The organism is Pseudomonas sp. MH10 (assembly GCF_034353045.1).
GTDB lineage: Bacteria > Pseudomonadota > Gammaproteobacteria > Pseudomonadales > Pseudomonadaceae > Aquipseudomonas.
Map to the genome: position 1 here is coordinate 2,131,849 of NZ_CP133783.1, position 13,402 is coordinate 2,145,250.

General features: G+C 54.1%; 9 protein-coding genes and 3 tRNA genes. 2 read left to right on the plus strand and 10 right to left on the minus strand.

Going from position 1 to position 13,402, the window contains the following annotated elements; genetic code table 11:
* Positions 1-7: 7 nt before the first annotated feature.
* Positions 8-802 (plus strand): enoyl-ACP reductase FabI, encoded by a 795-nt coding sequence (fabI, locus tag RHM59_RS09590; RefSeq protein WP_322165385.1) that lies wholly within the window; start codon positions 8-10, stop codon positions 800-802.
* Between the two features lie 226 nt (positions 803-1,028).
* Here fabI and RHM59_RS09595 read toward each other — a convergent pair whose 3' ends face one another.
* From RHM59_RS09595 to RHM59_RS09635, 9 genes are all read right to left on the minus strand, one after another.
* The gene (locus tag RHM59_RS09595; protein WP_322165386.1) at positions 1,029-2,900 is read right to left on the minus strand and encodes a SurA N-terminal domain-containing protein; all 1,872 of its coding nucleotides are present in this window, start codon (positions 2,898-2,900) and stop codon (positions 1,029-1,031) included.
* Between the two features lie 229 nt (positions 2,901-3,129).
* Positions 3,130-3,402 (minus strand): HU family DNA-binding protein, encoded by a 273-nt coding sequence (locus RHM59_RS09600; protein ID WP_002552737.1) that lies wholly within the window; start codon positions 3,400-3,402, stop codon positions 3,130-3,132.
* A 139-nt stretch (positions 3,403-3,541) separates the two neighbouring features.
* Complete coding sequence (lon, locus tag RHM59_RS09605) at positions 3,542-5,938, minus strand: endopeptidase La (RefSeq protein WP_322165392.1); 2,397 nt, start codon at positions 5,936-5,938, stop codon at positions 3,542-3,544.
* 147 nt (positions 5,939-6,085) lie between these two features.
* The gene (gene clpX / locus RHM59_RS09610; protein WP_322165393.1) at positions 6,086-7,369 is read right to left on the minus strand and encodes an ATP-dependent Clp protease ATP-binding subunit ClpX; all 1,284 of its coding nucleotides are present in this window, start codon (positions 7,367-7,369) and stop codon (positions 6,086-6,088) included.
* Positions 7,370-7,474: 105 nt separating this feature from the next.
* Positions 7,475-8,116: an ATP-dependent Clp endopeptidase proteolytic subunit ClpP gene (gene clpP / locus RHM59_RS09615; RefSeq protein WP_297835915.1), complete on the minus strand. Its 642-nt coding sequence runs from the start codon at positions 8,114-8,116 to the stop codon at positions 7,475-7,477.
* A 91-nt stretch (positions 8,117-8,207) separates the two neighbouring features.
* Entirely contained in the window at positions 8,208-9,518 is a 1,311-nt protein-coding gene (gene tig, locus RHM59_RS09620; protein ID WP_322165394.1) for a trigger factor, read from the minus strand.
* Positions 9,519-9,925: 407 nt separating this feature from the next.
* Positions 9,926-10,010, minus strand: a tRNA-Leu gene (locus RHM59_RS09625).
* 57 nt (positions 10,011-10,067) lie between these two features.
* Positions 10,068-10,143: transfer RNA gene (locus RHM59_RS09630), tRNA-His, on the minus strand.
* A gap of 57 nt (positions 10,144-10,200) precedes the next feature.
* A tRNA-Arg gene (locus RHM59_RS09635) sits at positions 10,201-10,277 on the minus strand.
* 279 nt (positions 10,278-10,556) lie between these two features.
* Here RHM59_RS09635 and folD point away from each other — a divergent pair.
* On the plus strand, positions 10,557-11,411 hold the full coding sequence (gene folD / locus RHM59_RS09640; protein ID WP_322165395.1) for a bifunctional methylenetetrahydrofolate dehydrogenase/methenyltetrahydrofolate cyclohydrolase FolD: 855 nt from the start codon (positions 10,557-10,559) through the stop codon (positions 11,409-11,411).
* Between the two features lie 196 nt (positions 11,412-11,607).
* Here folD and RHM59_RS09645 read toward each other — a convergent pair whose 3' ends face one another.
* Complete coding sequence (locus RHM59_RS09645) at positions 11,608-13,389, minus strand: ABC transporter substrate-binding protein (RefSeq protein WP_322183620.1); 1,782 nt, start codon at positions 13,387-13,389, stop codon at positions 11,608-11,610.
* Positions 13,390-13,402: the final 13 nt, after the last annotated feature.

Consider the following 13,402-nt stretch of genomic DNA (forward strand, 5'->3'; position numbering starts at 1 on the left):
ACAACACATGGGTTTTCTCGCCGGTAAGCGCGTCCTGATCGTCGGTGTCGCTAGCAAACTGTCCATCGCATCCGGCATTGCTGCCGCCATGCATCGCGAGGGCGCAGAGCTGGCCTTCACGTATCAGAACGAAAAATTGAAAGGTCGTGTCGAAGAGTTCGCTGCAGGCTGGGGTTCAAATCCTGAACTGTGCTTCCCTTGCGACGTGGCCAGCGACGAAGAGATCGCCAAGGTCTTCGAAGAGCTGAGCAAGAAGTGGGATGGCCTGGACGTGATCGTCCACTCAGTAGGCTTCGCACCCGGTGACCAGCTTGACGGTGACTTCACCAAAGCAACCACCCGCGAAGGCTTCCGTATCGCTCACGACATCAGCGCTTACAGCTTTGTGGCCTTGGCCAAAGCCGGTCGCGAAATGATGAAAGGCCGTAACGGCAGCCTGCTGACCCTGTCGTACTTGGGCGCAGAGCGCACCATGCCTAACTACAACGTGATGGGCATGGCCAAAGCCAGCCTGGAAGCGGGTGTACGTTACCTGGCCGGCAGCCTTGGCCCAGAAGGCACCCGCGTCAACGCCGTATCGGCTGGTCCGATCCGTACCTTGGCGGCTTCTGGCATCAAAAATTTCCGAAAAATGCTCGCCGTCAACGAAGCGCAAACTCCGCTGCGTCGCAATGTGACCATCGATGAGGTCGGCAACGCCGGCGCCTTCCTGTGCTCCGACCTGGCGTCCGGCATCAGCGGCGAGATCATGTACGTCGACGGCGGCTTCAACACCACCGCGATGGGCAACCTCGAAGACTGATTTCACCGCTTGATCAAAAGCCCGCCGCTCGCACGAGTTGCGGGCTTTTTGTTGGCTGGGGTACACCGCAAACGTTCTGAGCCAACTTGTTGGCGATGGGCTTGATGCGGCGTGTCAGTTATAGCGCCTCGCCAACAAGTTGGTATCTACAGGCGGTTAGCATTCGCGGAGCTTGAAAAAAAAGGCCGCTCAGTTGAGCGGCCTTTTTTTGTAGCGAGGCTAAACGTTAGTAACGTTCGATCTTCGCTTTGCTTTCCAGCTGTGCACGGTAAGCAGCAAAGTCCTGCTGACCTGCCCGCGAGGCGAGGAAGCGGCGGTACTGAGTCTTTTCATCAGCTGTCGGCGCTGCGGCTTGATTGACGCCATTAAGGCGCACGATCACGAAGCTACCGTCAGCTGCTTTCAGACTCTTGTAGACCGGCTTGCCTTTGCCTTCTGGCTTGGGCATGCGGAATAGCGTTTGCAGCACTGCCGGGTCAACACCTTCCTGACTGCGGCTAACCGCTTCCAGCACTTTCCAGCTTTGACCGTCTTGTTTGGCTGTCAGCGGTATTTTACCGTCGCGCAGACCCGCCAATAACGCCTCACCTTTGGCCTTGACCGCATCGCTGGCGTGATTCTTCATCAACTGCGCCCGAATGCTGCTGGCAACGCTTTCAAGTGGCAACTGCTCTGGCTGACGGTGTTCCTTGACCCGCACCACCACAGATGTTTCCGGATCGAGTTCGAGGGCGGCACTATTAGAACCATCCTCAAGCACTTCCCGGCTAAACGCGGCCTGTATCACGGCACGGTTGGCGGTAATACCTTCCCCTCCCTCACGGCCGAACGGCGCGGAGGTTTGCACTTTCAGGCCAAGCTCTTGGGCAGGCTGCGCCAGATCGGACGCTTCGAACGCCGAGTCTTCAAGCTTCTTGGTGGCATCGACATAACGCTGCTCAACCTGCTGAGATTTCAGCTCGTGGGTTAGCTTGTCTTTCAAACTGGCGAAGGTTGGAACAGACGGCGCTTCAATACCCAACAGCTTGATCAAGTGCCAGCCGAAACTGCTGCGCACCGGTACCGATACCTGGTCTTTCTTCAGGTCATACAACGCCTTTTCGAAAGCCGGATCGTAGACGCCCTGACCTGCATAACCCAAGTCACCGCCTCTGCTGGCAGAACCCGGATCCTGTGAAAATTCTTTGGCCAACGCCGCAAAATCCTCACCTTTGGCCAAGCGCTTTTGAATATCTTCAATCTTCGCTTTGGCCTGGGCATCGGTCATTTTGTCGTTCACTTCGATCAGAATGTGTGCAGCACGACGCTGCTCGGCAAGGTTGCCGATTTCTTTCTGATACGCCGCCTGCAAATCAGCGTCCTTGACTTGAACCTGATCAAAAAAGGCGGATTTCTTCAATTCAATGAAATCCAGCACGACCTGCTCGGGGCTCATGAACTCTTTGGCGTGTTCGTCGTAATGCGTCTTGATTTCAGCGTCGGTCACTTTTGCGGCCGCGATGTCGGGAATAAACGTCAGCGTGGCGAAATCACGCGTCTGTTTTTCCAGACGGGCAAACGCGTCAACCTGAGCGTCGGTGACAAAACTGCTGCCCGCCAAACCGGCGCGCACCTGACCGATCAACATTTCCTGACCCATCATCTGGCGGAATTGCAAACGGCTGAAGCCCAACTGGCGGATGACCTGATCAAAACGATCAGGATTGAATTTGCCGTCTACCTGAAACTCAGGTGTCTGCAAAATCTGCTGATCCAACGCAGCCTCGGAGAAACCGAATTTGGAGTCAGCGGCACCTTCGAGCAACAATTTGCGATCGACCAAGCCTTTAAGGGCCGAGTCGTGCAGCATTTTTTCGTCCAGCAGCGCGGGATCGAAATCCTTGCCCAGCTGTTGCGCGAGCTGCCGGCGTTGTATCTCAATCGCCTGACTCAGCTCGGTTTGGGTGATTTCTTCACCATTGACCTTGGCAGCATCCTGACTGGTGCTGGTGGCCCTGAATAGGGCATCGAAGCCGGTCAAGGCCATCAGCGCCATGATCACGCCAATGATTGTCTTGGCAATCCAGCCTTGGGAATTGTCCCTGATATTCTGCAGCATGCGTCCCCCAGAAACGGTTGTACTGAATTAAACCAACCGCGGAGCGTGGGTAGAATCCGGAAAGAAGAAAGGCGCATCCGAGGATGCGCCTTCTCGTAACTGGCGGAGCGGTCGAGGCTCGAATCCGCGACCTCGGTGGACCAGCACGGCTTTTGTACCGGCTGACCTACCGCTCCGCTGCCAAGACAGAAATGACTCTGGCCTGGATAGGCAAAGGCGTGAAAGTAGCTTAGTTAACAGCTTCTTTCAGTGCTTTACCGGCTTTGAAACCTGGTTTTTTTGCGGCAGCTATTTCCAGCGTCTTACCGGTTTGAGGGTTGCGACCGATACGAGCAGGACGATCAGTAACGGAGAACGTACCGAAACCTACCAGTACAACAGAGTCGCCAGCCTTAAGAGCGCCAGTGACGGATTCGATTACTGCGTCCAGCGCACGGCCAGCAGCAGCTTTCGGGATATCAGCAGATGCAGCGATAGCATCAATCAGTTCCGACTTGTTCACTCTAAGTCCCCTTATATCTATTGAGTACGTTTCTAAGTTTTTTGGTGTTAAGCAAAACGAGCGCTGAATGGCCTACAGACTCTTTTAGAGCCGCTTTATAACAAGGGCTCTAAAAAGCTGTCAAGGAAGGCCATGCAGACTAATGCGTGCTAATTCTTCCCTTAGCGTCAGACTCGCGCTTTTCGTCCTTGGCTACCAGTTCAGGAGCCACATCCGGTAAGGGCTGCGGCGCGTATTGCAGCGCAATTTGCAGGACCTCGTCAATCCATTTAACCGGTTTAATCTGCAAGTCCCGTTTGATATTGTCCGGAATTTCCTTCAAATCCCGTACGTTCTCTTCAGGAATGATCACGGTTTTGATCCCGCCACGGTGCGCCGCGAGCAGTTTTTCCTTCAAGCCGCCGATCGCCAAAACCTGCCCCCGCAGGGTGATTTCACCGGTCATTGCCACGTCAGCACGCACCGGTATCTGTGTCAGCGCTGAAACAAGGGCCGTGCACATACCTACGCCCGCGCTAGGACCGTCTTTAGGCGTCGCGCCTTCCGGCATATGGATATGGGTGTCGCGCTTCTCATGGAAGTCCAGAGGGATTCCCAAGCTTTTGGCCCGACTGCGCACAACCGTCAGCGCAGCGGTGATGGATTCAACCATTACATCACCCAATGAACCGGTCTTGATCAACTGACCTTTACCCGGGACCACGGCCGCTTCAATGGTTAGTAATTCACCGCCCACCTGAGTCCATGCCAAACCGGTTACTTGTCCAATTTGGTCTTGGACTTCGGCCAAACCGTAGCGGAATTTACGAACACCGAGGAAATCCTCCAGCATTTGCGCCGTTACGCGGATCGAGAAGCGCTTTTCAAGCGCGTGCTCTTTAACGGCCTTGCGGCAGATTTTCGCAATTTGCCTTTCCAGACTCCGCACGCCCGCTTCACGGGTGTAATAACGCACGATGTCGCGGATCGCTTCTTCGTCAAACTCGATTTCGCCTTTCTTCAAGCCATTAGCCTGAATCTGTTTAGGCGATAAGTACTTGACTGCAATGTTGATTTTTTCATCTTCGGTATAGCCAGGCAGGCGGATGACTTCCATTCGGTCCAGCAGCGCCGCAGGAATATTCATCGAGTTAGCCGTGCACAGGAACATCACATCGGAAAGGTCGTAATCGACTTCCAGATAGTGATCGTTGAAGGCGTGGTTCTGCTCTGGATCAAGTACTTCAAGCAATGCCGAGGCCGGATCGCCACGCATGTCGCTGCCCATTTTGTCGATTTCGTCGAGCAGGAACAGCGGGTTGCGAACGCCCACTTTCGTCATCTTTTGTATCAATCGTCCGGGCATCGAACCGATATACGTCCGGCGATGACCACGAATTTCCGCTTCATCACGCACGCCACCCAAGGCCATGCGCACAAATTTACGGTTGGTTGCATGGGCAATTGACTCGGCGAGGGAGGTTTTACCCACACCCGGCGGACCGACCAGACACAACACAGGACCACGAATTTTCTTCACGCGTTTTTGCACGGCGAGGTATTCGAGAATGCGTTCTTTGACTTCATCCAGGCCGTAATGGTCGGCGTCGAGAATATCTTCAGCGCGGGTCAAGTCCAGACGGACTTTGCTCTGAGCCTTCCAAGGCACCTGTACCAGCCAATCGATGTAAGAGCGAACCACCGTGGCTTCAGCCGACATCGGCGACATTTGCTTGAGCTTGTTCAGCTCCGCCAGCGCTTTGGTCAGGGCATCTTTAGGCAAACCAGCTGCATCGATGCGCTTTTTGAGGTCTTCGATTTCGTTGTGGCTTTCATCGCTGTCGCCCAGCTCTTTCTGAATGGCCTTCATCTGCTCATTCAGGTAGTACTCGCGCTGGCTGCGCTCCATCTGCTTTTTGACACGGCCGCGGATACGCTTCTCAACCTGCAGCAGGTCAATTTCAGCGTCCAGCAATGCCAACACGTGCTCTACCCGTGCAGACAGGTCAACAATTTCGAGAATTTCCTGCTTCTGCTCGATTTTCAACGCCATGTGCGCGGACATGGTATCGACCAGGCGACCCGGCTCATCAATGCTGTTGAGGGAAGACAGGACTTCAGCGGGCACTTTTTTGCCCAGCTGTACATATTGTTCGAACTGAGCCAACAGGCTGCGCACAAACACTTCGGATTCGCGATCGGGTGCATCCACCTCTTCGATCAGCGCTACTTCAGCGCGACAATGACCCTCGACTTCAATGAAGCGCTCGACAGTGCCACGCTGCTCGCCTTCGACCAACACCTTGACGGTGCCATCAGGCAGCTTGAGCAACTGCAATACCGTTGCAACGGTGCCGACGCTATAAAGAGCATCTTCACCTGGATCGTCGTCTGCGGGATTTCTCTGGGCAAGCAAGAGGATTTGCTTGTCGCCGGTCATCGCGGCCTCAAGGGCCTCGATAGATTTCTCACGCCCCACGAACAGCGGGATAACCATGTGCGGATAAACCACAACATCACGCAATGGCAAGAGAGGCAATTCGATGGTTGTTTTCATGTTTTCGCCTCTACGGCGGCCGTACAGCCGCGGACAGATAGAATTAAGCTTGAAACCAAGATGGGGGTAGATCCCCAAAAAAACAAGCGCTGGCGCAGATAAAGAAAAAGGGGACCCGAAGGCCCCCTTTTCATTACAAATTGTTGCTTACGCGTCCGGAGCAGCCTTGGCAGGCGGCTCGCTGTTTTCGTAGATCAACAGCGGCTTGGACGTGCCCTCGATGACGCTCTCGTCGATCACCACCTTGCTCACTTCAGACTGCGAAGGGATCTCGTACATGGTGTCGAGCAAAACGCCCTCAAGAATGGAGCGAAGACCCCGAGCGCCAGTTTTGCGCTCAAGCGCACGTTTGGCGATGGACTTCAACGCATCAGCACGGAACTCAAGGTCCACACCTTCCATTTCGAACAATTTTGCATATTGCTTGGTCAGCGCGTTTTTCGGCTCGGTAAGAATCTGCATCAACGCAGCCTCATCCAATTCGTCCAACGTCGCCAGAACCGGCAGACGGCCTACGAATTCCGGGATCAGACCGAACTTGACCAAATCGTCAGGCTCGACTTCACGCAGCGACTCGCCAACCTTCTTGCCTTCTTCCTTGCTGCGAACTTCGGCGTTGAAGCCTATGCCGCCGCGAGTGGAACGGCTCTGAATAACCTTTTCGAGGCCTGAGAATGCACCGCCGCAGATAAACAGGATGTTACGCGTGTCCACTTGCAGGAATTCCTGCTGTGGATGCTTGCGACCCCCTTGAGGAGGAACAGAAGCCACGGTGCCTTCGATCAGCTTCAGCAAAGCTTGTTGCACGCCTTCGCCAGAAACGTCGCGAGTAATCGAAGGATTGTCGGATTTGCGCGAAATCTTGTCGATTTCATCGATGTAGACAATACCCATTTGGGCTTTTTCTACGTCGTAGTCGCATTTCTGCAACAGCTTCTGAATGATATTTTCAACGTCCTCACCCACATAACCAGCTTCGGTCAGGGTGGTGGCGTCAGCGATGGTGAAAGGAACATTAAGCAAACGGGCCAATGTTTCAGCCAGCAACGTCTTGCCCGAACCCGTAGGGCCGATCAGCAGGATGTTACTTTTGCCCAGTTCAACATCATCATTTTTCTTGTCACGCTGGTTCAGACGCTTGTAGTGGTTATACACCGCTACGGCCAAAACCTTTTTTGCACGCTCTTGACCAATCACATACTGATCAAGGATGCCGCTGATTTCCTTTGGCGATGGCAATTTGTGCGCGCTGCTTTCAGCCTGAGCTTCTTGCACCTCCTCTCGGATGATGTCATTGCACAGGTCGACGCATTCGTCACAGATAAAAACCGAGGGGCCGGCAATCAATTTGCGCACTTCATGCTGGCTTTTGCCACAGAAGGAGCAATAGAGCAGTTTGCCGTTGTCCTCGCCGTTGCGAGTGTCAGTCATTCGATCGATCCAATCCGGTAGGCTTGCAACACAAGATGAAGGCTATTGCGGGCTTTTTCAAGTCCGCAGGTGGTCAGTAATTCCAACCACCCACGATTGAGCTGCTTACTTAGCCATTTGACGCTGAGTGAGTACCTGATCGATCAGACCGTATTCAGCAGCGCGTTCGGCGCTCATGAAGTTGTCGCGATTGGTGTCTTGCTCGATCGTCTCAATCGATTGCCCGGTATGGTGAGCCAGAATTTCATTCAGGCGAGCACGAATGGACAGTATTTCCTTGGCATGAATGTCGATATCCGACGCTTGACCCTGGAAGCCGCCCAACGGCTGGTGAATCATCATTCGCGAGTTCGGCAGGCAATAACGCTTTTTAGCGGCGCCGCCAGCTAACAGCAAGGCACCCATGCTGCAGGCCTGACCGATGCAAATGGTCGACACGTCTGGTTTGATGAATTGCATGGTGTCGTAGATCGACATCCCTGCAGTCACCGAACCGCCTGGTGAGTTGATGTAAAGATGGATGTCCTTGTCCGGATTTTCGGCTTCAAGGAACAGCAGTTGCGCCGCGATCAGGTTGGCCATGTAGTCTTCTACCGGACCTACCAGAAAGATCACCCGCTCCTTAAGGAGGCGCGAGTAGATGTCATAGGCGCGTTCGCCACGGGCGGACTGCTCGATAACCATCGGGACCAAGCCGCCAGCGGCCTGGATGTCAGAGTTCTGCTGAATATAAGAATTGCGGGACATGTCCTGCATTCACTCCCAAATAGTCATTTCTTGAATACACATAAGCCAGCACGAAGGCTGGCTTATGGGTGTTTTCGAACGAGAGAAAAAATCAGTCGGCTTGTGGAGCTTCAACCGGCTTGACAGCTTCTTCGTAAGAGACCGATTTATCGGTCACGCTAGCTTTCTGCAAAACAGTATCCACAACTTGTTCTTCCAGCACAACCGAACGAACCTCGTTCAGTTGCTCATCGTTCTTGTAGTACCAGGACACAACCTGCTCAGGCTCTTGGTAAGCCGATGCCATTTCCTGAATCATGGTACGAACGCGAGCGTCGTCTGGCTTGAGGTCGAACTGCTTGACCACTTCAGCAACGATCAGGCCCAGCTCCACTCGGCGCTTGGCTTGTTCGGTGAACAGCTCTGCCGGCAGCTGGTCAGGCTTGATGTTGCCACCGAACTGCTGAACGGCCTGAACACGCAGACGGTTGACTTCGTTGTCGAGCAACGCTTTAGGCACGTCGATCGGGTTGGAAGCCAGCAGACCGTCCATTACCTGATTTTTGACCTTGGATTTGATCGCCTGACGCAGCTCACGCTCCATGTTCTTGCGAACTTCGACGCGGAAACCTTCAACACCCGATTCCTTGATACCGAACTGAGTGAAGAACTCTTCGTTCAGCTCAGGCAATTTAGGCTCGGAGACGGTGTTGACGGTCACGGTGAACTCGACGGCTTTGTTAGCCAGGTCAAGGTTCTGGTAGTTTTCCGGGAAGGTCAGGTTCAGAACCCGCTCTTCGCCAGCTTTAGCACCGACCAGGGCTTCTTCGAAACCAGGAATCATGCGACCGGAGCCCAATACCAATTGAGTGCCAGTGGCCGAACCGCCAGCGAATACTTCGCCGTCAACCTTGCCAACGAAATCAATATTCAATTGATCGTCGTTCTGAGCAACGCGCTCGGCGGCTTCATAACGAACGTTCTGCTTGCGCAGGATTTCGAGCATTTTGTCCAGATCAGTATCAGCCACGTCTGCACTCAGACGTTCTACAGCGATGGACTCAAAGCCTGCAACGGTAAATTCCGGGAATACTTCAAACGTAGCGATGTATTCCAGGTCTTTACCTTTTTCAAAGGTTTTTGGCTCTACGGACGGAGCGCCAGCCGGGTTCAGCTTCTGCTCAACCACTGCTTCGTAAAAAGTTGCCTGGATCAGTTCGCTCAAGGCTTCCTGACGGGCACCGTCTTCATAACGCTGACGGATAACGCTCATAGGCACTTTACCCGGACGGAAGCCTGGGATTTTGGCACTACGGGCAGCTTGCTGCAGACGCTTGTTGACTTCAGTCTCGATGCGCTCGGAAGGCACGCCAATGGTCATGCGGCGCTCAAGAGCAGTAGTATTTTCAACAGAAACTTGCATGGATATTCCTCGTTGCACAAACGTTAGCCGGCCGTTTCCGACCCCAGAATCAAGGGCATGCATTCTAGTGGGTCAAACTCAAGAAGTCACCCTACTGAAAAAGGGTAAATAAACGGCGTGGAATCCAACCGGCGCGAGGGATCGACGACGATCCTTGTGAACAGTTGATGCCAGTGGGCAGGCGAAGTGTCTGGCGCAGTCCTACCCTATATAAGGAAGCAGGACGCACCGGCTTACAACAGCCAACCTTCCAACCAAAAACCGCCTATCAAAAACACGCCTGACGTCGAAAAAACCGGCATGAGCCGTCGACGCCAAACCTAAAAACCCAATATATAGAAACAAAAAAAAGCCGCACTAGGCGGCTTCTTTTCTCTCTGCGAATACATCATTCGCAAAGTTGTATTTGGTGCGGACGGAGAGACTCGAACTCTCACACCTTGCGGCGCTGGAACCTAAATCCAGTGTGTCTACCAATTCCACCACATCCGCGCGTCAAGCTTTTGAAGCAACGACGCCAGACGTTTAGATCTGGCGCCTTTTCTAATATGGGGTGGACGAAGGGGATCGAACCCTCGACAACGGGAGTCACAATCCCGTGCTCTACCAACTGAGCTACGCCCACCAAATAGCGTGTGACTGGTGCCTACATGCAACGTTACTTGTGCCAAAGTTGCCTGAATGGCGCACCCGGCAGGACTCGAACCTGCGACCATCCGCTTAGAAGGCGGATGCTCTATCCAACTGAGCTACGGGCACTTATTTAATCTGCATCTTTAACGACTACAAATTAAGAGCTTTCAGTCACGTCAAGCGAACCAACTACTCTGCCTGACTTTCTTGACCAGTGCTAGGCTCTGCCCGACAAGTGCGACGAATCTTATAGACGGCCCCGATAGTCGTCAACTCTTTTTCGAAAAAAATTCAGCTAGATAAAGGGGTTAGCAGAATATGCAAACCAAGCGCCTTTGCCCTTGCGTCACGGCATGCGAGAATGCGCGCTCTTTTTCAATCCCTTTCGATGGTTAATCACGCGTAATGACTGCAAAACTAATAGACGGCAAAGCGATCGCAGCCAACCTGCGCCAGCAGATCGCCAAACGGGTCGCCGAGCGTCACCAGCAGGGCCTGCGCACGCCGGGTTTGGCGGTGATTCTGGTGGGCAACGATCCCGCCTCTCAGGTTTATGTCTCACACAAACGCAAAGACTGCGAAGAGGTGGGTTTTCTCTCGCAAGCCTACGACCTGCCCACCTATACCACCCAGGATGAACTGACCAATCTGATTGATCGGCTCAACAACGACGACAATATTGATGGCGTGCTCTTGCAGTTACCCCTGCCGGAACATCTTGATGCCTCCAAACTGTTGGAGCGCATTCGCCCGGACAAAGACGTCGATGGTTTCCATCCGTATAACGTCGGTCGATTGGCCCAGCGCATTCCCCTGCTACGCCCTTGTACCCCCAAAGGCATCATCATCCTGCTGGAAAGCACCGGTGTTGACCTTTATGGGTTGGACGCCGTAGTTGTCGGCGCATCGAACATCGTTGGCCGCCCGATGGCAATGGAGCTGTTGCTGGCCGGTTGCACCGTCACCGTCACCCACCGCTTCACTCGCGATTTAGCGGGCCATGTGGGCCGTGCCGATTTGGTGGTGGTTGCTGCTGGCAAACCGGGTCTGGTCAAGGGCGAGTGGATCAAAGAAGGCGCAATCGTCATTGACGTCGGTATCAACCGCCAGGAAGACGGCAAGCTGGTGGGCGACGTGGTGTACGAAACCGCTTTTCCCCGCGCAGGATGGATCACCCCCGTTCCTGGCGGCGTCGGCCCGATGACCCGTGCTTGCTTACTGGAAAACACCCTGTACGCGGCAGAAACACTTCACGTCTGAAATGAAACTCTGTAGAGCCAACGTGTTGGCGAAGCGTTTGATCAGACACACCGTGTCGCACGCTTCCCGAATAAATTCGGTCCTACAGGCAACGCAGCCAACCGTTCGCCAACACGTTGGCTCCTACAGGAAATTGCGACTGTAGGTAGAAAAAAAACGGCACCTCCGGGCTGCCGTTTTTTAGTTTCAACACTGCCTATTTAGCGGCAGATTTCAAGGTACTGGCGTCTTTCCAAGACTTCAGCAACTCGTTGTAGCCGATCGTTTCGCCTTTTGGCTTCTCGTTGGCCAGCTTGCGTTGCGGAGCTGTGCCGCCAGCTTCCTCGCCTTTTTTGTACCACTCCTCCGCTGTCGTGATTGGGTTCATCTTCGGCCCACAACCGCTGGCATCCTGCACCTTGGAACGCTCGATACGAGTCATCAGATCATCCTGATCCTTGGCCAAACCATCCAATGCCTGCTGCGCGGTTTTTTCACCGGTCACTGCTTCAGCCACATGCGGCCACCAGAGTTGTGCCAGCTTCGGATAATCCGGCACGTTGGTACCGGTCGGCGTCCACTGCACTCGGGCCGGGCTGCGGTAGAACTCCACCAGTCCGCCAAGCTTTGGCGCCAGATCGGTCATGGCTTGGGAGTTGATGTCAGACTCACGAATCGGCGTCAGGCCGACGATAGTTTTCTTCAGAGACACGGTTTTCGAGGTCACGAACTGCGCGTACAACCAGGCTGCGAGTTTTTCCTTCTCGGGCGTGGTCTTCAGAAAGGTCCAAGACCCTACGTCCTGGTAACCGAGCTTCATGCCGTCTTTCCAATATGGGCCTTTAGGCGACGGCGCCATGCGCCATTTCGGCGTGCCGTCGGCGTTCATCACCGGCCCTGGTTTGGTCATGTCAGCGGTAAAGGCCGAGTACCAAAAGATCTGTTGCGCAATGTTGCCCTGCGCCGGTACCGGCCCTGCTTCGGAAAAGGTCATGCCCGCTGCAGCCGGTGGTGCATAGGCCTTGAGCCAGTCGATGTATTTCTGCGTGGCATACACCGCCGCCGGACCATTGGTGTCGCCACCACGGGTAATGCTTGAACCCGCCGGGTGGCAACCCTCAACCCGAATCCCCCACTCATCCACCGGCTTGCCGTTAGGCAGGCCTTTGTCGCCACCCCCTGCCATGGAGAACCAGGCGTCGGTGAAGCGCCAACCCAGAGACGGGTCTTTTTTGCCGTAGTCCATGTGCCCATAGACCTTCTTGCCGTCGATTTCCTTGACGTCGTTGCTGAAGAACTCGGCGATGTCTTCATAGGCTGACCAGTTAACGGGCACTCCCAGTTCGTAACCGTATTTAGCCTTGAACTTGGCTTTCAGGTCCGGGCGCTCAAACCAGTCAGCACGGAACCAGTACAGATTGGCAAATTGTTGGTCGGGCAGTTGATACAGCTTGCCATCCGGCGCAGTGGTGAACGACGTTCCGATGAAGTCTTTGACGTCCAAGGTGGGCGACGTGTAATTCTTGCCCTCGTTGGCCATCAGATCAGTCAGAGATTCCGTCTTGTTGTAACGAAAATGGGTACCAATCAAATCGGAATCGTTTACCCAGCCATCGTAGATACTCCTGCCCTCCGATTGCAGGGAGGTTTGCAGTTTCTCAATCACATCGCCCTCTTGCATCACGTCATGCGTAACCTTGATCCCGGTGATTTCGGTGAATGCTTTCGCCAGCGTCTCAGACTCATATTTGTGAGTCGTCAACGATTCCGACACCACCTTGATGCTCATGCCGCGAAAGGGTTCGGCGGTCTTGATGAACCACTGCATTTCGGCAAACTGTTGCTCCGGGGTCAGGGTCGATGGCTTGAATTCATCACCGATCCATTTCTTGGCCGCATCTTCATAAGCATCCGCCCAGGCCGACACGCTCAATCCGCTGAGGGCCAGCAGCGAAGCGAGCGCCACGCTATGTCGAAGTTTGTTGTTTTTGTTGAACATAGACACCTCCAAA

Coding starts and splice junctions, on each gene's coding strand:
- RHM59_RS09595 (WP_322165386.1), bottom strand. CDS start 2,900: ATGCTGCAGAATATCAGGGACAATTCCCAAGGCTGGATTGCCAAGACA.
- fabI (WP_322165385.1), top strand. CDS start 8: ATGGGTTTTCTCGCCGGTAAGCGCGTCCTGATCGTCGGTGTCGCTAGC.
- clpP (WP_297835915.1), bottom strand. CDS start 8,116: ATGTCCCGCAATTCTTATATTCAGCAGAACTCTGACATCCAGGCCGCT.
- tig (WP_322165394.1), bottom strand. CDS start 9,518: ATGCAAGTTTCTGTTGAAAATACTACTGCTCTTGAGCGCCGCATGACC.
- lon (WP_322165392.1), bottom strand. CDS start 5,938: ATGAAAACAACCATCGAATTGCCTCTCTTGCCATTGCGTGATGTTGTG.
- clpX (WP_322165393.1), bottom strand. CDS start 7,369: ATGACTGACACTCGCAACGGCGAGGACAACGGCAAACTGCTCTATTGC.
- folD (WP_322165395.1), top strand. CDS start 10,557: ATGACTGCAAAACTAATAGACGGCAAAGCGATCGCAGCCAACCTGCGC.
- RHM59_RS09645 (WP_322183620.1), bottom strand. CDS start 13,389: ATGTTCAACAAAAACAACAAACTTCGACATAGCGTGGCGCTCGCTTCG.